The following is a 24,818-nucleotide window of genomic DNA, read 5'->3' as shown; positions in this document are numbered from 1 at the left end:
CGCTTTCGCTAATAAAAGTCAAGAGCGACTTTGAAATATATTTCTAATTACATAACTGATTTGAAATTAATTACGTTTTTTGGTAGGATGAAGGTAGGAAAACAGGGAAAGGATGCTGAGATGATGCAGAATATTGAAGAAGCAATCACAATTCATTACACAAAGATGTTTAAAACCGATAAGAAGATTTTTGAACAAATTATGGCAGATCCCGCCCAATATGTCGGACTGTCGATCCATGATATGGCGGATCGTTTTGATGTGAGCTCCCCTACGATTTTACGAGCGATCAAAAAAATCGGCTATAGCGGCTATCCGGAGTTTAAATTGGCACTAGAATCTTTTGTCACGGATAAAAATCAGGAAAAGCCGGTTATCAAGAACTCGCTATTTCATGAAGTCATTAACACCTATGAACGCTCTTTCTCGAAGCTGAAAGAGTTAGATTGGGAGAAGGATATCATCGAAGTTGTCGAGTGGATGCTTGATTCGCAGGATGTCAAATGTGTCGGCTTTGATAATACCGGGCTTGCCGCGCAGCAGCTGGTCTATTCCCTCTACTCTCAAGGAGTCTTCTATGAAGCGATCACGACGGAGACGCAAATGCACTACTTAAGTCAAACAGCGAAGAAGGACTGGGTCTACATCATCTATTCCGTTACCGGCATGGAGCTGTACAGCGGATTGGTTAAAGCCGCCAACGAGGTCGGTGCTAAAACAGTACTGATCACCATGAATAAGGATGCTGAAATTGCGAAAAATGTTTCTAAAACCTTTTTCTTACCGGCTGCTTCCACTTTTTTACGGGACGACGGTTCATTAAGACAATTGGATGTTCGCCTAGAATTATTCCTATTCTCAGAAATCATCTCCTACTACTTCAATTGGGTCGGTGATCAACGCGAACAAGTCGCCAAATCATAAACAACGATAGCCGCCAAATTCTTTCATGGAATTTGGCGGCTTTGCTGTAGCCTACAAAAAAATCAGGAGAATATCGATCACTCGAACTCCCCTGATTTTATTTTTTTAGTGTAAATTATTTCTCTGCGCCTTTATCAGCATAGCTCATATCATTGATCGTTTCGACTTTCCACTTGCCATCTTTGTAGGTTGCTTTTGAAATACTAGCATTTTCTAACCCAGACATTGGGATCTCACTAGTGACACTCGAATCCAATTCATTGAGCAGTGTTGCTAAGGTCATTCCATGAGAGACGACTAAGATTGAATCATCCCCGTTTTTAGCTGCGTCTTCAACAATATCATCAAGTGCCTCTTTTGAGCGTTTAGCAACAGTATTATAATCTTCTGCTGGCCAGTTCTCGTTTTCTTTGACATTTTCCTTATCAATCTCTGCCAGATCATTGGAAATTTCTTTGATAAAGCCATTATAACCGCCAGCCTTAACCGCTTTTTCAGTATATTCATCGGCCGTCAAATCTTTTCTTTTCGCGATTGCTTCTACTGATTCTGCCCCTGGTGTCGACTCAAATGTTCCAAAGTTGAATTCCCGCAAACGTTTATCCTTGTTTATTTTCACCTTTTGACCCGCTTTATCTAAGAGAATCTCAGCCGTTTCAATCGCCCGTCCGCTGTCACTGGTGTAGACTTTATCAAACTTGATACTGTCGCCGATACCGGTACCGACATCTTCTGCCACTTCGATCCCTGCTGGTGTCAATGGGGCATCACTCCAGCCCTGTGATTTTCCTGTAGTGTTCAGCATCGTCTTCCCGTGACGAGTGAAATAGACCGTGACTTCCTCTGCTTTTTTCCCAGCGGCTGCTTCTGAGGAATCCGTCGCGGCTCCTCCACCTGAACACCCTGCTAACAGCCCTAATGACAACAGCCCGACAATTACCTTTTTGAATCGCTTCATTTGCTTCTCCTTTCGTCCTTACCCGTTTTCTAGTTCGTTACTTCTGGACAATTAATCTTCATATAGTTTTTGTGTTAGAAAATCAGCCGTTCGCTCAACCGTGTAGGCTTGTACTTTGGTGTCCTTCTCATCCTCAATATTCTTGAAGCCGTGGTCCGCGTTTTTGACCCTGCAGACAGAAAGTTCTTCCACATTCGTCGCTGCCCGGATCGCCTTATCGGTCGTCGCTTTTTGGATCGCTGGATCTTTTTCCGCTACTGCAATAAAAAGATTCCCTTGATAGTCATTGATCTTCTTAACTGGATCACTTTCTTTAACACCTTCAAAGAAATCCAAACTTAGATCAATCGCATTTTCTTCACCATAAAAATCGAATACTGCAAATTCATTTTCCTGCGCTTCCTTATAGTACTTTTCAACGAATTCCTTTCCGCCCATAAAATCATAAATACCGCTCAATCCAGGTGATGCCGCAGGCGCCCACATTGCTGCTGCTTTGATCTGATCATCCAGCTTCAAGGCAGTCATTCGAGCACCCATGCTATGTCCCATCAATCCAATCTTTTTATCATTAATCGTGTAATTTTCCTTCATATAATCAAGTGCCGTGTCCATATCATCACTCATATTTTTCACCGTATAATTGGTATAAGGTTCCTTACTGTCATTATTTCCGGCAAAATCGATCATGATCGACAAAATATTCTCTTCTGCTAACTTCTCAGCAATTTTAGGAAAGGCATTATCGCCATCTCTTGAACCGACAAAACCATGAGAGAACAGGACAACCGGATAATCTTCATTCTTCATTTCTGCTGGAGTCACGATCGTTCCATAAATTTTTGTTCCTCTTTGTGATTCAAACGTGACATCTTCAGTTTTTGATTTCACTGTCTTTTTCCCCACGGCCCCCACACTCTCTTCCTTATCACTATTGTTTGCCTGACATCCGCTAATGACGATACATCCTAGTAATACCAACAATAAAAAGCATATGTTTTTTACTTTTTTCATCGCTTTCCTCTCTTTTTTGACTGCTGTGCATCACTGAGCTGAATACTGATACGACAACTGATTCGATTTGTCCCATAGGTCTTCTCCATTGCTGGCGATCACCTGTTTGAACCAATCAAAGCTTTTCTTTTTGTAACGCTTCAAGTCTTTTAAATCGGATTCATCGCGATTGACGTAAATGAAGCCATAACGTTTCTTCATTTCCCCCTGCGAACTCAAAATATCAATCGGTCCCCAAGTCAGAAATCCGATTAAGTCTACACCGTCTTCTGTGACCGCTAACCTTAATTGCTCCACGTGATCCCGTAAATAGTTGATTCGATAATCGTCTGCCACCGTCAAATCGTCATTCAAGCATTCCTTCACGCCAATCCCGCATTCAACCGTGAAGACTGGCATCTTGTAGCGATCATAGAGCTCCTTCGCCGCTAAGCGCAGGCCCTTCGGATCAATGATCCAACCCCATTCGCTCACATCCAAGAACTCATTTTTAGGCTGAGTCCCATCCAAGAAGGAGTCCAAGAAGGAATTGACCGTGATATCCGCACCGGTTATTGCCATGGCACTCTGATAATAGCTAAATGGTAAGAAGTCTACTGTCCCTTCTTTTAAATACTGTTTGTCTCCTGCTGTGATCTCTGGCATAACGCCGTTCTTCTCCCAATCATGGAGTAAGTCTTGTGGATATTCCCCATAGACAAAGACATCCGTTGATTGATAGGTCATTCTGCGATTCGCGATCTGAGCACTTAAGATCGCATCTGGATGACAGGTTTCTGGATAGAATGGGGAAAAGGCCACCATCCCCCCCACTTTTGCATGTGGCGCAAACGCTTTGACTAAGTGCTTCACTGATGCTGAAGCCAAGAAGGAATGATGCTGCGCCTGTGCTTCATAGCGAGCCAATTCTTTTGGATCGATATCACTCGGTAATAGATCACTGGTCAAGGTATAAGCGACATTTTGTTCATTGATGGGAATATAGTAATTCACTCGCTTGCCGAAATGCTTGATCACGACCTCCGCATATTGTTGGTATGCCTCCAAGACCTTTCTCGACTGCCAGCCGCCGTATCTTTCCGCTAGTGCATCCGGCAAGTCAAAATGATACAGACAAACGATCGGCTCGATCTCATGAGCGATCAATTCATCGATCACACGATCATAAAAGTCTAAGCCCGCTTGGTTCACTTTTCCTTCCCCATCAGGTAGGATACGCGCCCAGCTCAATGAAAAGCGGTAGGAATTAAAGCCCATTTCAGCAAATAATGCGATATCTTCTTTATAATGATGGTAAAAATCGATGCCATTCTCCCAATCAGATGACGTTTTTGCGTGTGTTTTCTTTTTCTTAGTATCGTAGACTGTCAGACCTTTTCCGTCCTTGTCCCAGGCACCTTCTGTCTGCATACTCGATACAGACCCACCCCACATAAAATTCTCTTTAAATGTAGCCATAAACATTCTCCTTAATTTTCAATACAATTTGTTGCTGCCGTTTAAGCGACTTCTTCCTCATCCTTCCAAAAGAAGTACACAAGGACAAAGGATAGTACAAGCGTGACGAGGATTCCAATAACCAAGCCATAAAATCCTTGATCGATCCCATTTGGTCCGATAACACTTGGAAGTAAGAAGATCCCTGCGATTAGCGCATAGCCCTTCGTACCCATCAAGCCAACAATCAATCCGCCGACTACCGCGCTGACGCATCCTAGGATAAATGGTTTTCTTCTTGGTAAGTTGATCCCATAGATTGCCGGTTCAGTTACGCCGAAGATCCCTGAAATAAATGCTGGATAAGTCAATGCCTTTAATTTCTTGTTTTTCGTTTTCAACATGACTGCTAAGACTGCCCCAACCTGACCGAAGATTCCGATGGTTGTCGCTGGGATCGTCATATCATAGCCAAGTACCGCTAAGTTGTTCAATGTAATTGGCACGATGCCCCAGTGAATCCCGAAGATCGTACAAATCTGCATCACACCAGCTAAAACAGCAGAAGTAATGACTGGACTCAAGTTATATAAAGCTTGTGTTCCTGCACCAAACAGCTGAGAAGCCCATGTCGCGATCGGACCGATAACGATGAAGGTCAACGGGATTACGACTAATAATGTTCCAGCAGGTACAAAGAAGGATTTCACAACATCTGGTACAACTTTTTTCAAGCCGCCTTCGACTTTAGCTGCGATCCACGTTGAGACGATGATCGGAATAACACTCGACGCATAGCTCATTAAGATTACTGGAATACCTAAGAAGGTTAAATGTACAGGCGATTCAAAGATCGTTCCGGCAAACAAGGTATAAAGCGGTTTTTCCGCCATGATCCCTGCCAGCGTTGGGTACACCATCGCAGTTCCGATCGCCATACCAATAAAAACATTTCCTTTAAACTTCTGAGCAGCTGTGTAGCCTAAGAAGACTGGGAAGAAGTAGAAGAAACAGTCACCGATAATATTCAAAATTTGATAGGTTCCAGAAGTAGCTGCTAACAGCCCCGTAGCGACAAATACTGTCGTCAATCCTTTGATCATCCCAGTCGCTGCCAAGATTCCCAACGTCGGTGTAAAAACCCCTGATACTAGATCTATGAAACGGTCAAAAATTGAGAGCTTCTTCTCTTCGACCGACTCATCCACCACATTGTCGCCTTCATTGATTTCATAAATATCATTAATATCGTTATAGACATCTCCGACTGAATTACCGATAACCACTTGATATTGTCCACCGCTTTGCACGACTGAGACGACACCGTCTGTTTCCTTCAAAATGTCTGTATTCGCTTTGGCTTCATCTTTTAATTTAAACCGTAAACGCGTCATACAGTGACCGAGATCGTTTACATTTTCTTTTCCCCCAACATTTTGCACGATCGTACGTGCCAGTTTTTCATATTTCATCATTCATTTTCCTTTCCTTATTGCTTTTGAGATTGACTGAAAAATAAGTGCAATGAATCTTTAATGAATTTATCCCCAATAATCCTCGCTATCTTTCTATCACCAAAAAATAGTTGTTCGCTCTGAAGCAAAGCCTCCTTCAATACATTTTAGAACTTGTTACTATTGTATATTTATTTATGAAACATATTACACTTTGAATGATAACGGTTTCCAAATCGGAAGTCAATAGGTTTTTGAAACATTTTTTAGTGATTTTTATGAAAATGAAATTAATTACAATTCCGTTTGGGATACAGGAGAGGATCGCTAGCTTTCTCAGCTCCCACAACAAAAAAACTTGAAAAAAGTCGAACTTCTCCCAAGCTTTAATCTAGGTATGCTGAGCTTTTGTCGCCGAAGAACACTACAAACAGTCTTCGACTCTTAATCAAAAAAAATACAAAACTTTTATTATCAAAAGTTCTGTATCTCTTTTTGTCCTATTCTAATGTGTGATCAAGTCCATTGGATGCGGTCCCGCCACTCCAACAAAGATGAATCGCTCATCCCCAGTATTCTTCATACCATGCTGCTCACCGGGGCGTGAAATAATCAAGTCGCCTTTCGTGATTTCCACCTCTTCATCATACCCTGGATAGAAGGTTCCGGTTCCTTGAATACAAATCCATAGATCGTCGGAGGTTGTGTGGGAATGATTGAAGACAGTTTGCCCGGGTTCTAAACACCACAAAGCGCCAGCAGTCTTCTCCGTTTCATAGAAAAAACTCTTTTTTCCTTCTGCTGGATCAAAGCAAGCAACTTCTTCCACTTTAAACAGTCTTTCCTCAATTTTTGATTTTGACATACGACTCATCCTTCCTTAAAGCGCCTTCATTCTTTGGTAAAAACGAAATAGTTGTTCGGCGGTTTGTTGAATACTTTCTTTTGTAATAGCAGGCTGTAAAAGTTCTGCTTCTGTTCCTATGCTGTGGATGATCGAGAAAAAGGCGTCAATGCCGCAGTCGTTGCATTGATACGCATCATCTGAAGTACTGCCAGCGATCGCGATCAACGGTTTGTTGTACCTTTGTGTGATCTTTGCTAAAGCAGAGGGAACTTTTCCCATCACTGACTGGGCGTCTAGTCTGCCTTCCCCGGTAATAACCAGGTCAGAGGTTTTGATTTTTTCCTCAAACTGCTTCTCCTCTGACAATAGTTGGAAGCCTGAATAAATCGCTCCTCTTAAGTAGGCAAGAAGCGCAAAACCTAAGCCTCCTGCTGCTCCGGCACCGGCTGCTTGTGAAAAATCTTTTTTCAAATAATCTTCTGTAATTTTTGCGAAATGCTGAAATGAAGCATCGAACTTAGCAATATCAGGCTGTTTGACGCCTTTTTGCGGACCATAAACTGCGGTTGCTCCCTGCTCCCCACATAGAGGATTCGTAACATCACTGGCAATAGTAAAATGACACTGCTGTAATTGCTCCGGCACCTGCGAATCGTCAACCAACGCAATGTGCTCCATATCACAAATACTTCGAGAGACAATCTCGCCCTTCTTGTTCAAGAAGCGGTAGCCCAAAGCCTGAAGCATCCCCATACCACCGTCATTTGTGGCACTACCGCCTAAGCCTATCAGAAAATTTCTCTGTCCTTTTTCCATCAATGTTCGCAGCAATTCTCCTAAGCCATAAGTTGTCGCTTGCCAAGGATCCAGCTCTGCTTTTTTCACTAGCATGATCCCTGAGGTTTCCGCAACTTCGAGGATCGCCTTATCATCTAGCAGACCGTATTTCGCTTTGATTGGTTTTCCCAAGGGTCCGGTTACTGTCTCTGTCTTGATCGAACCAGAAGTACCTGCGATGAAGGCTTCGACTGTTCCTTCCCCGCCGTCAGCTACAGGTAAAATCTCAATTTCTTGAGATTCACTCATTCCAGCTTGGATTCCTTTTTTTACGGCAGCGCCAGCTTCTAATGAGCTGGCGCTGCCCTTGAAGGAGTCCATCGCGATGACTATTTTCATGCCGAACCTCCTTATTCGAATTAAAGTATTAATTTTTTCCATGTGAAAAAATTAGTTCGATTCGAATGCCGTATATCATTCAACTAAAGTACACGTTTGCTTCTATTGAGCTAGCTCGTAAGTAAGTCTGAATTTTTCTGACGTAAAAATTCAAAAGATTCTCGTACGCATACCATTTTTCTAAATACGCTAAAGCGTAAAGAAAAACTGGCAAAGTTGAACTGACATCCTTCCATCACTTACGCATTAACAACATTTACAGGATTCCCCTGTTGAAATTTCTCGACATTATCCACAGCGATATCCATCAAACGAGAACGTGCTTCACGAGAAGCCCAAGCCATATGTGGTGTGATGATCATGTTCTTCGCCGCTAACAATGGATTGTCCATTTTGATCGGCTCAGTGGAAACGACATCCACCGCCGCGCCCCCAACTTTTCCGCTGTTTAAGGCATCTCGTAAATCCGCTTCATTGATCAATTGACCGCGAGAATCATTGATGATATACACACCATCCTTCATTTTCGCGATATTGTCTTTGTTGATCAGGCCTTCCGTTTCTGGGAATAGTGGACAATGCAATGAAATCACGTCTGATTCCTTGAATAATTGATCCAAATTCACCATTCTAGCACCCGCGAAAATTCCTTCTGTATGGCTTCTGTCATTGGCGATGACCTTCATTCCTAAGGCTTTGGCGATCGCGCCGACTTTTTGGCCAATCCGACCATAGCCGATGATCCCGATCGTTTTACCAGCTAGCTCCATCTGTGGAGAGTTCCAGTAGCACCAGTCTGCATTGTTGGTCCAATCACCAGCATGCACCGTATTGGAATGATCGCCGATGCGGTGACACAATTCTAATAGTAACCCGATGGCATACTGAGCCACGCCATCTGTTCCATAGGTTGGAATGTTTGTTACTGTGATTCCATTAGCTTTAGCGGCAGCGACATCGACCACGTTATAGCCGGTTGCCAAAACACCGATATATTTTACAGTGGATGCGGCTTCGATGATTTCTTTAGTCATTTGAACTTTGTTTACCAAGATGATTTCAGCCTTTCCGATCCGTTCAAGAACCTGTTCTTGCGGTGTACGATCGTAAACGGTCAAATCTCCTAAGCTGCCTAATGCTTCCCAGCTCAAATCGCCAGGGTTTTCGGTATAGCCATCTAATACGACGATTTTCATATGAATCTTCCCTTCTCTCTAGTCTTCTAGTAATGCCCAAGCCCGTTCAATCACTCGTTTGGTATTCGCAACGATAACATCCCCGTCTTCATCTGGTCTTGGCTGAACCTCAAAGGACAGAACCATCGGGGATCTTGCATCTAAAAAGCCTTCGTCCTTCAGTACTTGGAAAAAGTCCAGTAATTCTGGTACATCATTGGCACTGTTGGGATAGCCAAAGCGCGGATGTAGGTCGCCATAGGCTTCGCAGCCTTCCGTAACAACATTATTGCCAATATGCAGATGGGTGATATACGGTTTTGTACATTGAATGACAAACTTGCTGGTTTCATAGGTTGTCGGGAAATGAGATAAATCAACAATTAGACCAAAGTTATTGTGAGTCAGGCAAACATCTGCCGCAAATTGTGCAGCTAATGGCGCCGGTCCAATCAATGAACATTTATCCATGTCATAATCGAAGATCTCTAGTTCGATTATCATGTTCTTTTTCGCAGCATAGGTACACAGGTTGCGGGTCGTTTTCAATAGCTGCTGATAAGCTTCTTCTTTCGTCGCCGCTTCCCATTTCCCTGAAAGGAAGGCAATCCCTTTCGCGCCCAAATATTCTGCCTCGTCAATGGCTTCTAATAATGTCTGCTCCGCTTTCAGACGATCGTCCTCATTGATTGCATTTGGATTCAAGCCAGGACCTAGTAAACGCGGCTGCGCTCCGTAGCACACACGCATATGGCTTTGAGCCAGAATATCTCGCGCGTCCTCCCGTTCTTGATCCTCTTTTACTTGCGTCATTTCGATCGCGTTGAAATATGGATCTCGTGATACTTTCGTCAAGGTTTCTAATAGCGGGTATTTTTGCGGTGGATAGCTCATCCACTGGATCAACCCCATATCAAAATACTTATGAATACTTTCTCTCATCTTCGTCACTCTCTTTCTTTAATTGATCGTCTTTTAAACGAATGATTTCACATTGTTCAAGGCATTTCCCATGTCACACAATTGCTCCGGTTTACAAATTGCATCGATCACATACGTTTTGCCCGATGCTTTCGCCCGATCAATCGCACCCTTCAGCTCATCTGGTGTGAAGACCCGTTCACCGACACAGCCGAAGCCTTCAGCGACCTTCACATAATCCATCGTACCGTCTTGGTTGTAAGGCATATCCACCGCATATTCAAAGCCGTAAGCACCTTTTTGGTTTTGACGAATCAACCCGAGGTAAGCATTGTTAACGATGATTACGATGATCGGTTTCTTGAATGCCGCAGCAACAGCGATCTCTTCACCCATGAAGGTAAAGCCGAAATCCCCCAAGACTGTAACAGAATGTGCTGCCGGGTCAGCAACCTTCGCGCCGAAAGCTGCTGGCACTTCATAGCCCAATGTTCCAGCTCCGCCTGATGGCAAATAGCGGCGAGAACGGTTGATTTTTTGTAGTTGTCCACTCCAGATTTGTGTAATCCCACAGCCGGCCGTAAACATGGTTGAATCATCAAAAGCAGCGTTCATCTCGTGGAAAACCCGATGCGGCATCATTGGTTTGCTGTCAAAATCTGTTTTACGCGCTAACTCTTTTCTGGTTGCTGGCAGGTCAGCGGCACGTTTAGAATTGACTGGCTTCGCATCACGTGCTTTTGCTTCAGCAATCAATGCCGTCAACGCTTCTTTCGCATCGGAAACGATACCTAGTTCAGGATCAAAGACTTTTCCGATTTGACCTTTTTCAATATCAATATGAATGAATTGACGACCTTCACGGTAGACAGCTAAATTACCTGTGTGGCGATCAGTGAAACGATTTCCGATCCCGATCACCAAATCTGAGTCTAAGAAATATTTATTCCCGATCGGCTGACCTACTTGGATACCCGCGTGTCCCGCGTTTAGCGGATGATCTTCCGGCAATCCGCCTTTGGCCATATAAGTTGCAATTACTGGGATTTCTAGCATCTCTGCAAAATCAATTAGTTCTTTTTCCGCATGAGATAGGATAACGCCCCCGCCCATGACGATAATTGGTGCGCTGGCTTTTTGGATCATGTCCATCGCTTGATTAATTTCAGCTGTTTCCGGCTTGACCGTATCGTTTGCGGCTGGTTGATAACTGTCGATATCAAAATCAATCTCTGCTTGTTGGATATCTAACGGCAGATCTAACAAAACTGGACCAGGTTTGCCATTACGCATTAGATAGAAAGCTTCCTGCATGATCTCAGGAATTTTTTCAGCGTCTAAAACACAGAAAACTTTTTTACAAACGGTTTTAGCAATACTCTCCATGTCGACACATTGAAAGGCATCCTGCTGCATTTGCCAGCTGTTGGCTTGTCCTGTGATTGCCAATACAGGAATCGAGTCAATATTTGCCGTATACAGACCAGTCACAAAGTTGGTCGCGCCCGGACCGGATGTACAAAGCGCCACGCTGATTTTGTGTGAAGCCCGATAATAGCCATCTGCCGCATGCATACATGCTTCTTCGTGACGCATACAAAAATGTTCAATTGGAGCATCCTCTAAATATTTGTAAACCGGATTGATCCCTGCTCCCGGAATCCCAAACGCATCTGTAATTCCTTCCTTCACCATAATCTGAACGATCGCATCTGCTGCTTTCATATCCATTCCTTCTTTCGTTTATATTTCACTATGTGATATTGCGTTTCACTTTATTGCATGTTACCATGTGAACAATCACTCAACAATGGAAGCGGTGTATTTTTGTCGCCCCAAAATTTAATTTGTTCGAAATGAACAAAAAAGAATTTAACGAATGAACAAAGGAGCCTTTAAAAATGGAAGAAAAGCAATTAAAAATCAATCACTCCGTCCAAAAAACCTTCGCAATCATTGAACTCATGTCTGCAGTCGATGGTCAAATGTCGTTGAATGATATTTCAAAACAAACGAACATTCCAAAAGCAACCGCATCGAGGTTGCTCTACACGCTGATGACGATGGGATACATTCAGCAAAATCAAAAAAATGCCGATTATTCCTTGAGTTTAAAATTTAAATTACTGAGTAGTAGTGTGGCGATTACTCACGATCTTGTTGCATTGGTTCGACCTTATATGCAGCAGATTTCCATGGAGCTGAACGAAGCAACTTGTTTGTCTATTTGTGACAATCAGGAGTTAGTCTATGTTGAATCAATCGACAGTCAAGACAACCTTTTGAATGTTACCCAAAAAATCGGCAAACGGGCGCCGTTGTATTGCACAGGTGCGGGAAAGCTATACTTGGCGAACATGACCGCTGATGAACTGACTCACTACTTGACTCAAGTCCAATTACAATCTCTAACTCAAAAAACAATCAACACCAAAGAAAAGCTGCAAAAAGAACTTTTACGGATCAATAAACAAGGCTTTTCAATGGATGATGAAGAATGTGAAATTGGTGTTAAGTGTGTAGCTGTTCCATTAGTGGATCAAAAAAGAAATGTAATTGCCACACTCAGTGTTTCAATGCCGACCATTCGTGCCACTAAGGAAAAAATCAAAACGACAGTCCAAATTTTGCATAACTCAACTAAAAATGTTCACCTATAGGCCGCCAGTCTAATCCCAACTCAAAAATAGGAGAAAAATATGACGTCAATAAAAGAGATCCTTCAGACTCCACGCTTTTCTGAACTATCATTACTGAACAAACGCGCTGACTTGGAACGTCCTCTGGATACGATCGAGATTTTTGAAACACCGGACGTTTCCTACTACATTCAAAAGAATGCACTGCTGGTCACGACTGCCATGGCCTTTCGTGATGATACGGATGGACTATGTCATTTAGTACGCTCGCTGGCAAAAGTGCCCTCCGCTGGGTTAGCAATCAAAATTGGGCGTTATTTAAAAGCGATTGACCCAAGGGTTTTAGCCGTTGCTGACGAGTTAAATTTTCCAATTTTACAAATTCCAGTCAGTCACCAATTAGGCGATATTTCCCATAAGCTGCTTAGTTTTCTATGGCATGATCAAACAGAGCAGATTTTTTATGCCTTAGAAATTCAGCAAAAATTTGTCAACTTGATGATCCGCGGCGCTTCGGTTGATACATTAATGAAAGAACTCAGCTCGATGATCAAGCAATCAGTCTTGTTGATTGATCCTTTTGGTGAGATCGCCAGCTCTCAAATGCAATACTCCAATCTTGAGATGCCGAAAAAACAAAAAGCGGTTCTTTTAGAAAAAATCCGTGAATGTCAAAACAATAAGCGTCGTGAGCGTCTGCTGCTTGAATTGGGGCAGAAAAAAATGCTGATCAGTATTTTCCCCCTTAGTTCGGATCGCTATTTACCCTATATGCTGGTGATTTTTGATCCAGATGAGCTTCCCTATCCCTTCTCACAATTTGCTATTCAGCAATCCTTGACCGTCCTGACATTGGCCCTTTATAAGGAACAAACATTGCTGAACGAAAAGCGAGCCGAGCGAAGGAGCTTTCTAACGTACTTGCTCAATCGTAAAACGGCTTTAGGAGATACGGATTGGTTAGAATACAAACGGCACTTCCCAAATCTAAACTCTAACTATTACCGTGTCGTTTACATTGAGTCCTTAATCAAAAAAGATCAGCACTTTTATACCAAAGAAATCGATGCTTTGACCTATGATTATCTATTCCAGCATGTTGAGGAAAAGTACGAAAATATCATGCTGTTCCCAACCGAGCAGTTGAATCAATGGATTTTCGTGATCCAGAAAAAAAGTGAGATATTACCTATTTTGGAAGAGGTACACGAACAGCTTCTGTCATTGTTTGGTGTCTATGCCCGCTTCGGCATTGGCGACCCCGTCAATAATATTGATCTGCTCCACTTTTCATATACGGAGAGTAAACAGGCGCTAGAGGAATCAGAGGATAAGAATGCGTTTGTGTCTTACAATAAAATTCAAGGTATTAAGCGAATCACCGAAAATGTCTCAAATGAGGATATGCGCTACTTCTGCATTTCAATTTTAAAAAATCTCGCCTATCCTGATAACGAGCAGGATAAGGATTTGCGAAACACACTGATGACCTACCTCGATATGCAATGTGAGATCACCAAAACAGCAGAAATGCTTTTCATCCATCGAAACACAGTCAAGTATCGAATTAAGAAATGTGAGGAGCTACTAAACAATCCGATTAATGATTCAGAATTTTCTTTGCAGCTGAGAGTAGCCCTATTTTTATCGGAGCCGGATGCAGGTTAAAAGGATCGAAAAACAATATAAAAAGACTGCTATCTCGAACTGATCTTCGAAATAGCAGTCTTTTTACCTCTCGTAGGTTAACAACTCTGTTCAGTTATTTCAGCTTCTGCTTCCTTCTTTTGGCAGACTGTATTGATTAGATAGAACACTAATGTTCCAAAGAAAATGATCCCAATCGCTAAATAAAAGGCATAAACCTTTGTCCCTGTCGTATCAGAAATGAACCCTGTCACAGAAGGAACGATTACAGAGGCGGACATTCCAAAAAAGTTAAAGACCCCATAGGTCGTGGCGATACTCTTTTTAGGCGCAAATTGTCCTAGCCAAGAAATAATGATCGGTTCTACCGCAAGTTTTCCTAAGAAACCATACATCATGATCCCAATGATCAAAAAGGTTTGATTGGAGGTGGTAATGGTCAAGAATAAGACAGCCGCAGCAGATATTTCTAACAGAATGATGATCGTTGTTTTTTTATGAGGAATCTTATCCGCGACTCGACTAAAGAGCAATGCCCCAGGAATTGCCGTAAAGAAGACTAAAGAAGAAGCCACACCGATCGATGTCCCCTGAAAGCCGCGTTCCGTTTCTAAAAAATTAGGCAGCCACGTATCGATTAAGTAATAGGTATACAAGGTAGAAAAATACAAAATATAGGCCGCGATCATTGGCAACTTGAACAGATCCTTAATGGAACTGCCGGATTTTACCGCAGCAGACTCCTGCTTGATGATTTTTTCCCCTCGAATAACTTTTCTAAAAACCACCAGCATCACGACGATTAATACAGCTGTCGCAATCAACAGATACTGCCAAGGCAGCACGCCTTCTCCCACTAAAAAGCTGGAGGAAACCAAACCTAGTCCGCTGCCGACCGCAGTTCCACTGTTCACAATTGCTGTAGCTAAGCTTTTCTTATCCGCCGGAACATACTCCGTAGTTAAAGAATACGCCACCCCGTAGTAAGTTCCGCAGCCTAAGCCCGCTAAAACACTGCCGATAAAGACCATCGGCAAACTTGACGCTGCCGCCACAAATAGTGTCCCTGCTCCAAACAGCAAGAAACCGGGAATCAATATTTTTTTCTTGCCAAATCGATCCACCAGCAATCCTGATGGAATCTGCATACTGACATAACCTAAAAAATAGAAACTAGAAATATTGCCCAGCTGTGCATCTGTTGCGCCGCCAAAATAATCACTAATGATTGGATAAATCGGTGTTAAAACCGTCCGATAAATCCAGATAACGATCCACCCTGCAGTTAATACGAAAATAATCTGCTTCCAGTAGGGAGCTCGTTTTGTCTTCACTTGTTCTTCCATTTTTACGTCCTCCCTTTAAATCAAAAAACTTGATGAAGCTGTGCCGGATTTCGGCACAGCTCATCGTATGAATTATTGTCTATTTTTTAATGAACTCACCCGGGAATTCAGTCGTCACACCAGCCTCTTGACTGTAAATCGTTTCGCCGCGCAGAATCGTTTGAACAACTTGCGCTCCGATTTCACGTCCAATATAAGGACTGATTTGGTTACGATATTCTAAATCTTCCGCTTTTAATGTGTACGGTGCATTCGGTTTAATCAAGACAAAGTCCGCGTCCTTGCCAATGCTGATCCGACCTTTAGAATCCAAATCATATCGATCAGCAGGATTTGTTGCGATCACATCAGCAAACATCTTCAAACTCATCCCGCGTTTTTGAACGCCTTCATCGTACATAACGTCCACGTTATTTTGTACGCCAGAAATACCTCCCCAAGCTTCAAAAGCATTTTCTTTGTCCTTCAAATCCGGTGTACATGGAGAATGGTCAGATGTTACAAAGGCAATTTCACCTGCCAATAATTTTTCCCACATCGCTTCACGCGTATCTAAATCACGAATTGGCGGTGAACATTTCACTACTGGACCAATGGCATCCAGCTCATCCGTGTGGAAGTACAGGTAATGGGTACACGTTTCGCAGGTAACATCCACTCCTTCGGCGCGAGCCTTCGTCACTTCTTCCACGCCTTCAGGACAAGCCACATGACAAATATGAATCCGGCAACCTGTTTCTTTTGCCAGCAGAATTGCACGGCGAATTGGTTCAACCTCTGTGAAGACTGGACGACTTTCCACATAAGCTTTTAACGTCGTCTCCCCACTTTTATAAGCAAGATCGCCTAATTTATCAGTGATAGCCGCATTTTCTGCATGGATCGCCAAGACTTTGCCCGTTTCAGCGATTTGCTTCATACCTTCATATAAAGAATAATCATCAACATTCATAAAATCGCCATCGATTGTGCGATCCCCGCAAGTTGCCATGAAGCATTTGTAAGCTGCTACACCGCCGTCATTTAATTCTTGAATCCCGCCTTTAAGATTTAACGGAGTCAAACCGCCGAACGATCCGACATCAGAGCGTAATTTGTTTTTACCTGCAGCATATTTGATCTCTAAGCTTTCTGCGTCCGTAGTCGCTGGGACTTGGTTCAAAGGCATTTCCATAAATGAAGTAACGCCGCCTTTAGCACAAGAAGCTGTCCCTGTCACATAGCCTTCCCATTCATCACGGTAACCGCCGCCAGGATCAGTGATATGCACATGGGCATCCAACATACCGGGACTCACAACTAAGCCGGAAGCATCAACGACTTTGTCTCCAGCTAAATCGTTTCCGATTGCAACGATGACTCCGTCCTTAACAGCTACATCTGTTTCAACTTCTCCGCTTTCTAAAATTACTAGGCCGTTCTTAATTACTAAATCGTGACTCATTCTATTTCCTTCCTCTCTAAAACTCATTTTTTTAATCAAAGGCTTCTTCCGTTTTATCTTCAGAGCCTAATTTCCTTAATCCGTAGTAGATAACAAATGCAAATGAGAAGCCAACCAGCCATGAAACATTTGAAATTGCTTGTAATGCTGGAATAAATTGTCCGCTTAAAGAAATAATCAAAGCGATGATTGTTGCGATATAAGCCTGACGGTTTAATCCACGATATATATTTTTTGAGTTGTCCGCTTTCGGATCCATGTAAAGCGCATTCAAGTCAATGTTTTGCTTTTTAATAAAGAAGTAGTGTGCGATCATCACTCCAGCAACAGGTCCTAATACCGCTCCAATCGAATTCAAGAAGAAGAAGATACTGTCTTGATTTTCCATCAGCTTCCAAGGCATAATCACGAAGCTGATCAAGCTAGCTACAATAACCCCTTTTTTGTAATCGATTCTTTTCGGGAATAAGGCCGAAAGCTGATAAGCAGCCGGAATGATATTCCCTGTCGCATTTGTCGAGATCGTCGTTAATAAGAAAACAGTCATGGCAATAATAACTGCTGGAAGATTATCCCAGCGATCAACAATGTTCAGCACATTCCATTCTTGAATGCCGTAATGAATCGATCCACCGATCAAAATAGCCACACTAGAAAAAGCAAAGATTACATAGGCAACTAATAGACTAGCCATCTGTCCCACCGTTTGGTCTTTGGTCGATTTAGCGTTTTGCGTGAAGTCAGAAACACTGGCTCCCGGCGCCGCCCAAACGGCTAAAACGGAGTTGATGATCATAAAGTACGCAAAAATAGGATTGATGCTTTGAGTAGCAGAGCTTGTATCAAATGATAGGATTGGTCCAATACCACCGGCTGCTCGTAATGCCCAGATCGCCATTCCGCCAAAGACAATGTAGATCAATGGACTTAAAACGGCTGTAAATTTATTCAATATATTGCCGCCGCCAATTCCAATCAAAACATTGATTCCCCAGAAAATCGTGAAAGCAATCAACCCGGGAATTCCAATCCCAAAGAAGCTGGCAGAACCGCCAATTGCTAAAAATCCGGGCCAAACTTTTCCAATTAAGATAAGAAGTGCTAAAGAACCTGTATAGTTTTGTAAGCCGAACCAAGCAATTGCTGCTACACATCCCCGAAGAAATCCTGGTAGTTTTGCTCCAACATCCCCATAGGTCGAGCGTAAGTGCAGTGCGAATGGAACCCCGTATTTAGAACCCGCACGACCATTCATTGTCATGAACAGAGCTACCACTAATGCACTGACAATTAACGCCAACATGACATTGATGGGAGACAAGCCTAAAAATAGAAATCCGCCTACTGCTGTGTAATTAGGAATGTTATGCACCGAGCCCATCCACAGAGTAAAATAATTCTTCGCGCTCATATTGCGTTTTTTAGATGTCTTTGGCAGCATGTCATCGTTGTACCCGCGCTCCTTGTAACGAGCAATTTCCTCCTCGCTAACCTGATAATCTTTGTTCTCCACTATTTCCTCCTCCTTCAACTTTCATCGTTCGATTAATCATTTTCTAACTACCAAAATTGTAAGCGTTTTAGGTGGAATCCACATTAGCCGAAGTTACCAAAATGTTCCACGTTCTTTGTACATCATAGACAATGGTATATGTGAATATCCCTCCCGATACCTACTTAAAATTCTAAAAAAAACAGCTGCTAGCCTTTTTACTCAAAATTACGAGCAGCTGTTCTTCTAAATTGTTTAGTTATCATAGACCTTCAAAGCAGCCTTCACTGCTTCACCAACATTGAGTTTCGCTCCGTAGTAAATCAATGCCGATTCTAATGCTCCTAACACCTGAAGAACATTTTCACGTCGGCTGCTGTAACCCATATTCCCAATTCGCCATACTTTGCCTTTTAAATCGCCAAATGAAGAAGCAATCTCAACACCAAACACCTCCAGTAGCATGTTGCGAATCGCTTCGCCATCATCAGCACCTTCAGGAATCATGATCGGTGTCACGGTCGGCATTTTTGTCTCCACATCTCCAAAAAGACTCAATCCCATCGCCTTAATACCAGCAACAATGGCTTCATCATTGAGTTTATGTCTGGCCCAAACATTTTCGATTCCTTCATTAATTATTGCTCGTAAGCCTTCATGTAACGCATAGATCATACTGGTGGCTTCGGTATGGTGGTTGATCCTCTCAGCGTTCCAATAACGCTGTAGCTGACTCAAATCCAAATAATTATTATTGATATGATTCTCATTGCGAACGACCTTGCTCAGTCCCAATTCTTTTTGATAGCGACTAGTCAAAACTTTTTCAACCCGCTCATTGTAAGTAATCAAGGACAAACCGGATGGCACACTCACACATTTCTGAGTTCCACCGATTGCAATGTCGACCTGCCATTCGTCAACAAAAAGCGGCACGCCACCATAGGTCGCGACCATATCAACCACGAAGAAGATCTCTCTTTTACGACAAGCAGCCCCAATCTGATCCAACGCTTGCATTTGCCCATTTGCTGTTTCCCCATGAACCATCGCAACGATTTTTGGTTGAAAATCATCCATAGCCTTGATGATTTCGGCTTGATCAAAAGGACTGGTCCAATCTTTTTCCAAATATTTGATCTCCGCCTTTGCTCGTTCGCAAATTTCTCCCAACAAATAAGCAAAACGCCCATAAACCGGTATCAAAACCTTATCGCCGGGCTCGATCAAGGCGATTAATGCTGCTTCCAAACCAGAACGTGATGTCCCGTCAATTGCAAAAGCTTGTTCGTTCTTCGTTCCAAAAGGTACTTTGATCATTTCCTTGACGTTATCCATGATCGTTAAAAATGCTGGATCAAACTGACCTAGAATGGTCGAACTCATTACTCTTAAAACATTTGGATGTGCCTCCACAGGTCCTGGTGTCATGATTGTTCGTTTAGGTATTACTAATTCTGAAAACATACAATTCCCTCTTTTTCTTTTTTATCGTTGTTATTTATGCATAATAACCAAAAATATTTAGTTAATATAACCAAAATGACCTTGAATATCTATCAGGCCTTGAATATACTTTGGTCAGGAGGTGCCCTATGAGAACACTGATTGATTTATTAGAACTCCCTCGTTTCTCTGACTTGCTTTTGATGACTGATCCCAGTTATGCAAAGCTACAGGTGGATAGTATCGAAATCAGCGAAACGCCAGATATTTCTTTCTATATTCCAGAAAACACATTTCTACTAACCACAGCAATGATCTACCAAGAGGATCAGAGCAGAATCTTTGAATTAATTGATTCCTTGCAGGAAAAAAAAGCTGCTGGTCTTGGGATCAAGATTGGGCGATTCATCGATAAAATCGATGAGCAGGTTATCGAATACGCCAATAAAGTGAAGTTTCCGATCGTTCAAATCCCTCTCTCTATACCCTTAGGAAGTCTTTTGCACCAAATGCTCAATTTTTTATGGGATAAAAAAACGGAACAACTAAATTATGCTCTAGATATTCAACAGCGCTTTTCGCATATGTTAGTGAACGATGTAAGTATCGCTCGCTTTATTTCTGATTTCGGTCGCTTGATTAAAACGCCGGTTATTTTAGTGGATCCCTACGGTCGCGTTTACGCAGCGTCTAAGCATTTTTCAAAAACCTCCAAACCAGCTGAATATTATATTGATCAGCTGACTTTGTCTGATCCGGATTTTGTAACGAAGAAAAATGATTCTACCTTAATCACTGATTTAGACAATAAATCTTTTTTAGTATCCTATTTTTCGGTCGAACCGAATCATTATTTTCCGCACTATTTAGTTATCCTAAATCCTGAGAAAATCCCATATCCTGTTTCAAATTTTGCTTTGGAACAGGCCGCTCTCGTTTTATCTTTTATGCTATACAAAAACCAAAAAGTGCAAGAATCCTTCGATGTTCTAAAGACAGATTTTTTAAGTCGCATGATTGAGATCCAACAGGCGCCAAATCAGCCCCCGCGCGATTGGCTTGATTTAGGAACGACCTACGGCTTAGTCAACGCACGGCATTACCGTGTCGTCTATGCCGCCTGTAAAATGAAGTCGAAGCATCATTCAAAAATCAAGTATCAGGAAGAGATCAGTCAGTTAAGTTTCAACTGGCTAAGTGACAAATTGGCGCACCATATTAAAGATGTCTCACTTTTCAAAGTCAAGGATACAGAGCATTTCGCGATATTAATCCAGCACAAACAAGAAAGACTTGAGGATATTCTGTCAATGGTCGCGGATGATCTCTCCGATCGTTTAGACATTCGGATCCAATTCGGTTTAGGCAATATTTACGATTCGATCGATGATATCGCCAAATCGTTTATTGAAGCTAAAACAGCCTTTGAAGAAATGCAGCAGCTCTCAACAAGTTCCCTCATTTACCAATACCAGTCAAAAGGCATGCGCAGTCTTTTTGAGAAAATGGGGCCATCCGATATTACTTATTTTTGTGAGATCACGCTTAAGGATCTTGCCTATCCGAAAGAAGAAGCGTTGATTGAGCTTCGGAAGACCTTGAAATATTATCTTGATTTTCATTGTGAAATAGCTCGAACAGCTAAGGCACTATTCGTTCATCGCAATACGATCAAATATCGGATCGAACAATGCAACAAACTGATTGATAAAAATATTCATGATTCCGGTGTGAGTCTTGATTTACGTTTAGCATTGGAATTATCAGAGGAAGATAATTTGTAAAACACTTTTAGGTACACGAATAGTAGGTATTTTACCCAACTATTCGTGTACCTGCTTTTCCTAATAACGCCTTATCTGCTTCTTCTAAAGCACAGATAATTGAGGTTTTACCTTGACGTGCAAAATGAATCGCTGCCTCAATCTTCGGTCCCATGCTGCCGTCAGCAAAATGACCGTCTTCAAAATGTTTTTGAGCAGTTTCTGGCGTAATGGTTTCTAATTTTTCTTGATTTGGTTTGCCATAATTTATATAGACATTACTAACATCGGTCAACATCATGAAAACATCGGCATCAACCTGTTCAGATAGCTTTTTACCTGTGCGGTCTTTATCAATAACGGCTTCAATTCCGCTTAGGTGTCCATTTTCTTTTCTTGATACAGGAATACCTCCGCCGCCCCCAGCGACAACAATCGTATTTTGATTCAACAAGTTCACAATCGAATTCACGCCATGGATTCTTAACGGTCGAGGAGATGGAACCACTCGGCGATACCCGCGGCCAGCATCCTCCATCATTTTCCAGTTGCGTTCTTTTGACATTTTTTCAGCTTCTTCTTTTGAATAAAAGACACCGATCGGCTTAGTTGGTTTCTTAAAGGCTTCGTCTTCTGCGGATACCTCAACTTGCGTCAAAAGAGTCACGACCCCGCTCGTTAAGCCTTCTTCTTCAATCTTATTCTTGATCGTTTGTTCCATTAAGTAGCCGATAAACCCTTGCGATTCGGCATTGCATACGTCCAAAGGAAACGGCGGTACTATATCTTTTGCTTCCTCATTTTGGCGTAAAATATTGCCAACCTGCGGGCCATTTCCATGGGTTACAACGATTTGATAATCAAGTTTTTCGATTTTTGCGATCATTTCAGCACTGGTTTTGATATTTTCCAGCTGTGCTTCGACTGTTTCTGCTTGACCTGGTTTTAAAATAGCGTTCCCGCCAAGAGCAATAACTACTCGATTTGCCATGTTCATCCTCCTTATTCTTTTGTCCTAAACTGCATTAAAAAATTCAAGTGTTCGCGTAAACCCTGCCAAAAAATCCGCGCCGGAAGTGTGTCCCGTTTTCAACACATGTTCCACGTCTACTTCTAATTGCCCATTCGGCTCTATTAAGGCTTTTTGTAGACTCAATACAGATTGATTAAAGCGCTGATTCAAGCTGCACAGCAAATAGTGCTTACTGACATCTGTGGTCAAATCATTTACCACAGTCATTTTAGTTCGTAAATAGTTCTGCAGCTTTTGATTGTTCCTGATGATAAGTAGACGAGCGGCTAAATGCCCAATAATCATGTCATCGCCAGAAGGGGTTAGTCCCGGTCCGCGTCCAATTAGAAAATGAAGTGCTTGACGCTGCAACGATAGCTGTTCAGAGCACAAATCATCCATTGCTGATACAAACGGATTCTCACTAGAGAAAATCATATTCAGCCCTTCTTGATAACCGGTCTCTTTTGTGATTCTTCGGATGCAGCATTCGTACTCAGCCCAAGTCGATTCGTTGATTCGATTGGTTTGTCTCCTTTGGAAGGTCTGATAATTTTTTCCGGTTAAGAGCAACTGACTTTTCGCAAATCTCAGCGCTTGATTTTGAATGATTAAACAATCGTCCACGGCTATTTCCGCCGATAATCGTTCGAAGTCAGGAGCGCTCAGATAGATTCCATTGGGAACAACAGTGCTTTGCTCAGAGGCGACAACTGCTAGATGCTGACGGGTCTCGTCTTGAATGTTAAAGCTGCGACCGAATTTACTGTGAACACGCCAGCGACTTTTAGAAAATGAACGTTTAGAAATTTCTTGATCCACACGACAAGCCTCTATCAGCATCTTTTTTCTCTCCTTATTCGTTAAATCCTAATTTCTTCGCATAAGCTAGAACCGCTTTTTCGAAACAATCAATCGGCGGCGTCACGGTGCCCGCGCCGATTTGTCCCTTGCCGGCTTGCTTATTCGCGATTCCCGTATTAATCACTGGTAAAACCCCTGTTTCAACAACTTTTCGCGCGTCGATACCTAGACAGATTCCTTTGAAATCCCATGTTGGCACTGGGAAATTCGGGTTGCTATCAATACAGATTTCTGTCATTTCGTTACTGGTGTTCAAGGCATCGTAAAAACCGCCCGATCCGACAAAACGCGTTACCGCCGGAGCAGCAATCATTGCCATACCACCAACACCAAAGGTTTCGGTAATCGCGCTGTCCCCCATATCTGGTGCTGCATCAGCTTCACTAAAGCCTGAAAAGTATAAACCTTTTGGCGTATTAACGGGACCCGTAAACCATTCGTCCCCCATTCCAGCGATTCTGATGCCGAATTCATAACCATTTCGACACATCGCTGTCACGATTGTTCCTTCTTGGATTTTTCTAGCGCCATCCATTACGGCTTTGGCTGATGCCATCATGACGTTTAAGAAAAATTGATCGGTGTCAGCTAAAAATTGGATGACTTCTTGCTTCTCTTTCTCGAATCCCTTTAAAGAAACGATTGCTGGAGCGACTTCTTTTAAGAACGCCAACGATGCTGCGATATTTCGTTGGTGAAATTCATCCCCCATTGAAATTGCTTTAGCAACTAAGACATTGACATTCAAACCGTTTTCCATCGTTTTCAAAGCTGCGCTCAAAACAGGTCTTAACGTATTCTTCATCCAGTGTAGGCAATCGATGACTTCTTCAGAATAGGCACCAAAACGCAAAACAGCGCCGATTCCTTCATTCATCGTGCAATACGCACGATTACCATCAGTTTTGTTTTCTACGACTAATACCGCCATACTGGCAGAAGTAATCCCGCCCATTGGTCCGACTGCGTCAACGTGGTGGCAAGGAATCAGCTTGACCTCGCCAGACTCCAGCTGCTTGCGTACCTCAACCTCGGTTTCTCCCCAGCCTTCAAATAAGGCTGCGCCAACACAGGCACCTTGGATCGGATCGATCATTTGGTCGTAACGGATTGGTGGTCCAGCATGTAACAGAACTTTGCCTTCATTTAATTCACGGATCACGGTTTTCGCAGGAACTACATCTAATAAAAAAGGAGAGCCAGCTACAATTTTTGCGGCGACCGCTTGGTTTGCTTCATCAATTGTTTTATACACTTTT

The 24,818-nt window shown here is 42.5% G+C and carries 20 protein-coding genes; 4 read left to right on the top strand and 16 right to left on the bottom strand.

Annotation, left to right across the window (positions count from 1 at the left end):
* The first annotated feature begins 120 nt into the window (after positions 1–120).
* Complete coding sequence (locus tag IGI44_RS21605; RefSeq protein WP_438789974.1) at positions 121–924, top strand: MurR/RpiR family transcriptional regulator; 804 nt, start codon at positions 121–123, stop codon at positions 922–924.
* Between the two features lie 115 nt (positions 925–1,039).
* On the opposite strand, the gene IGI44_RS21600 is transcribed toward IGI44_RS21605, so the two are convergent.
* The 9 genes from IGI44_RS21600 to IGI44_RS21560 form a co-directional block, all read right to left on the bottom strand.
* Positions 1,040–1,882 (bottom strand): histidine phosphatase family protein, encoded by an 843-nt coding sequence (locus IGI44_RS21600; RefSeq protein WP_438789973.1) that lies wholly within the window; start codon positions 1,880–1,882, stop codon positions 1,040–1,042.
* A gap of 51 nt (positions 1,883–1,933) precedes the next feature.
* Entirely contained in the window at positions 1,934–2,896 is a 963-nt protein-coding gene (locus IGI44_RS21595) for an alpha/beta hydrolase family protein (protein ID WP_438789972.1), read from the bottom strand.
* A 30-nt stretch (positions 2,897–2,926) separates the two neighbouring features.
* Positions 2,927–4,354 carry a glycoside hydrolase family 1 protein gene (locus IGI44_RS21590; protein ID WP_438789971.1) on the bottom strand — a complete coding sequence of 476 codons (1,428 nt, stop codon included), beginning with the start codon at positions 4,352–4,354 and terminating at the stop codon, positions 2,927–2,929.
* Positions 4,355–4,395: 41 nt separating this feature from the next.
* Complete coding sequence (locus tag IGI44_RS21585; protein WP_438789970.1) at positions 4,396–5,808, bottom strand: PTS transporter subunit EIIC; 1,413 nt, start codon at positions 5,806–5,808, stop codon at positions 4,396–4,398.
* 484 nt (positions 5,809–6,292) lie between these two features.
* Complete coding sequence (locus IGI44_RS21580) at positions 6,293–6,652, bottom strand: cupin domain-containing protein (protein WP_438789969.1); 360 nt, start codon at positions 6,650–6,652, stop codon at positions 6,293–6,295.
* A 15-nt stretch (positions 6,653–6,667) separates the two neighbouring features.
* Positions 6,668–7,810, bottom strand: a complete 1,143-nt coding sequence (locus tag IGI44_RS21575) for a glycerate kinase (protein WP_438789968.1) — start codon at positions 7,808–7,810, stop codon at positions 6,668–6,670.
* A gap of 239 nt (positions 7,811–8,049) precedes the next feature.
* Positions 8,050–9,006 (bottom strand): D-2-hydroxyacid dehydrogenase, encoded by a 957-nt coding sequence (locus IGI44_RS21570; RefSeq protein ID WP_438789967.1) that lies wholly within the window; start codon positions 9,004–9,006, stop codon positions 8,050–8,052.
* Positions 9,007–9,024: 18 nt separating this feature from the next.
* A complete protein-coding gene (locus IGI44_RS21565; RefSeq protein ID WP_438789966.1) occupies positions 9,025–9,927 on the bottom strand; it encodes a sugar phosphate isomerase/epimerase family protein in 903 nt (300 codons plus the stop codon).
* Positions 9,928–9,960: 33 nt separating this feature from the next.
* Positions 9,961–11,631 carry a thiamine pyrophosphate-dependent enzyme gene (locus tag IGI44_RS21560; protein ID WP_438789965.1) on the bottom strand — a complete coding sequence of 557 codons (1,671 nt, stop codon included), beginning with the start codon at positions 11,629–11,631 and terminating at the stop codon, positions 9,961–9,963.
* 176 nt (positions 11,632–11,807) lie between these two features.
* Here IGI44_RS21560 and IGI44_RS21555 point away from each other — a divergent pair, with 176 nt between their 5' ends.
* Both IGI44_RS21555 and IGI44_RS21550 read left to right on the top strand, forming a co-directional pair.
* Positions 11,808–12,566 carry an IclR family transcriptional regulator gene (locus IGI44_RS21555; RefSeq protein ID WP_438789964.1) on the top strand — a complete coding sequence of 253 codons (759 nt, stop codon included), beginning with the start codon at positions 11,808–11,810 and terminating at the stop codon, positions 12,564–12,566.
* A gap of 39 nt (positions 12,567–12,605) precedes the next feature.
* Entirely contained in the window at positions 12,606–14,213 is a 1,608-nt protein-coding gene (locus tag IGI44_RS21550) for a PucR family transcriptional regulator (protein WP_438789963.1), read from the top strand.
* 77 nt (positions 14,214–14,290) lie between these two features.
* On the opposite strand, the gene IGI44_RS21545 is transcribed toward IGI44_RS21550, so the two are convergent.
* The 4 genes from IGI44_RS21545 to IGI44_RS21530 form a co-directional block, all read right to left on the bottom strand.
* Entirely contained in the window at positions 14,291–15,538 is a 1,248-nt protein-coding gene (locus tag IGI44_RS21545; RefSeq protein ID WP_438789962.1) for an MFS transporter, read from the bottom strand.
* A gap of 79 nt (positions 15,539–15,617) precedes the next feature.
* On the bottom strand, positions 15,618–16,982 hold the full coding sequence (gene allB, locus IGI44_RS21540) for an allantoinase AllB (protein WP_438789961.1): 1,365 nt from the start codon (positions 16,980–16,982) through the stop codon (positions 15,618–15,620).
* 31 nt (positions 16,983–17,013) lie between these two features.
* Positions 17,014–18,495 carry an allantoin permease gene (allW, locus tag IGI44_RS21535; RefSeq protein WP_438789960.1) on the bottom strand — a complete coding sequence of 494 codons (1,482 nt, stop codon included), beginning with the start codon at positions 18,493–18,495 and terminating at the stop codon, positions 17,014–17,016.
* A 234-nt stretch (positions 18,496–18,729) separates the two neighbouring features.
* Positions 18,730–19,941 (bottom strand): pyridoxal-phosphate-dependent aminotransferase family protein, encoded by a 1,212-nt coding sequence (locus IGI44_RS21530; protein ID WP_438789959.1) that lies wholly within the window; start codon positions 19,939–19,941, stop codon positions 18,730–18,732.
* 128 nt (positions 19,942–20,069) lie between these two features.
* Between IGI44_RS21530 and IGI44_RS21525 the strand changes: the two genes are divergently transcribed.
* On the top strand, positions 20,070–21,704 hold the full coding sequence (locus IGI44_RS21525) for a PucR family transcriptional regulator (protein ID WP_438789958.1): 1,635 nt from the start codon (positions 20,070–20,072) through the stop codon (positions 21,702–21,704).
* A 31-nt stretch (positions 21,705–21,735) separates the two neighbouring features.
* Here IGI44_RS21525 and arcC read toward each other — a convergent pair whose 3' ends face one another.
* Genes arcC through IGI44_RS21510 form a run of 3 tightly spaced genes read right to left on the bottom strand, consistent with a single transcriptional unit; the run spans position 21,736 to position 24,814 of the window.
* Positions 21,736–22,674, bottom strand: a complete 939-nt coding sequence (gene arcC, locus IGI44_RS21520) for a carbamate kinase (RefSeq protein ID WP_438789957.1) — start codon at positions 22,672–22,674, stop codon at positions 21,736–21,738.
* A gap of 24 nt (positions 22,675–22,698) precedes the next feature.
* Positions 22,699–23,538: a DUF2877 domain-containing protein gene (locus IGI44_RS21515; protein WP_438789956.1), complete on the bottom strand. Its 840-nt coding sequence runs from the start codon at positions 23,536–23,538 to the stop codon at positions 22,699–22,701.
* A 13-nt stretch (positions 23,539–23,551) separates the two neighbouring features.
* A complete protein-coding gene (locus IGI44_RS21510; RefSeq protein ID WP_438789955.1) occupies positions 23,552–24,814 on the bottom strand; it encodes a DUF1116 domain-containing protein in 1,263 nt (420 codons plus the stop codon).
* Positions 24,815–24,818: the final 4 nt, after the last annotated feature.

This window comes from Enterococcus sp. DIV0756, assembly GCF_051710745.1.
Taxonomy (GTDB): domain Bacteria; phylum Bacillota; class Bacilli; order Lactobacillales; family Enterococcaceae; genus Enterococcus_A.
This window is presented reverse-complemented; position numbering and strand designations above follow the sequence as displayed.

What these genes read in the sequence shown, in the direction of transcription:
- IGI44_RS21590 (WP_438789971.1), bottom strand. Translation starts at nt 4,354, where the DNA reads ATGGCTACATTTAAAGAGAATTTTATGTGGGGTGGGTCTGTATCGAGT.
- IGI44_RS21575 (WP_438789968.1), bottom strand. Translation starts at nt 7,810, where the DNA reads ATGAAAATAGTCATCGCGATGGACTCCTTCAAGGGCAGCGCCAGCTCA.
- IGI44_RS21600 (WP_438789973.1), bottom strand. Translation starts at nt 1,882, where the DNA reads ATGAAGCGATTCAAAAAGGTAATTGTCGGGCTGTTGTCATTAGGGCTG.
- IGI44_RS21580 (WP_438789969.1), bottom strand. Translation starts at nt 6,652, where the DNA reads ATGTCAAAATCAAAAATTGAGGAAAGACTGTTTAAAGTGGAAGAAGTT.
- IGI44_RS21605 (WP_438789974.1), top strand. Translation starts at nt 121, where the DNA reads ATGATGCAGAATATTGAAGAAGCAATCACAATTCATTACACAAAGATG.
- IGI44_RS21560 (WP_438789965.1), bottom strand. Translation starts at nt 11,631, where the DNA reads ATGAAAGCAGCAGATGCGATCGTTCAGATTATGGTGAAGGAAGGAATT.
- IGI44_RS21550 (WP_438789963.1), top strand. Translation starts at nt 12,606, where the DNA reads ATGACGTCAATAAAAGAGATCCTTCAGACTCCACGCTTTTCTGAACTA.
- IGI44_RS21555 (WP_438789964.1), top strand. Translation starts at nt 11,808, where the DNA reads ATGGAAGAAAAGCAATTAAAAATCAATCACTCCGTCCAAAAAACCTTC.
- IGI44_RS21545 (WP_438789962.1), bottom strand. Translation starts at nt 15,538, where the DNA reads ATGGAAGAACAAGTGAAGACAAAACGAGCTCCCTACTGGAAGCAGATT.
- IGI44_RS21595 (WP_438789972.1), bottom strand. Translation starts at nt 2,896, where the DNA reads ATGAAAAAAGTAAAAAACATATGCTTTTTATTGTTGGTATTACTAGGA.
- IGI44_RS21515 (WP_438789956.1), bottom strand. Translation starts at nt 23,538, where the DNA reads ATGCTGATAGAGGCTTGTCGTGTGGATCAAGAAATTTCTAAACGTTCA.
- IGI44_RS21585 (WP_438789970.1), bottom strand. Translation starts at nt 5,808, where the DNA reads ATGATGAAATATGAAAAACTGGCACGTACGATCGTGCAAAATGTTGGG.
- IGI44_RS21570 (WP_438789967.1), bottom strand. Translation starts at nt 9,006, where the DNA reads ATGAAAATCGTCGTATTAGATGGCTATACCGAAAACCCTGGCGATTTG.
- allB (WP_438789961.1), bottom strand. Translation starts at nt 16,982, where the DNA reads ATGAGTCACGATTTAGTAATTAAGAACGGCCTAGTAATTTTAGAAAGC.
- arcC (WP_438789957.1), bottom strand. Translation starts at nt 22,674, where the DNA reads ATGGCAAATCGAGTAGTTATTGCTCTTGGCGGGAACGCTATTTTAAAA.
- IGI44_RS21565 (WP_438789966.1), bottom strand. Translation starts at nt 9,927, where the DNA reads ATGAGAGAAAGTATTCATAAGTATTTTGATATGGGGTTGATCCAGTGG.
- IGI44_RS21530 (WP_438789959.1), bottom strand. Translation starts at nt 19,941, where the DNA reads ATGTTTTCAGAATTAGTAATACCTAAACGAACAATCATGACACCAGGA.
- IGI44_RS21525 (WP_438789958.1), top strand. Translation starts at nt 20,070, where the DNA reads ATGAGAACACTGATTGATTTATTAGAACTCCCTCGTTTCTCTGACTTG.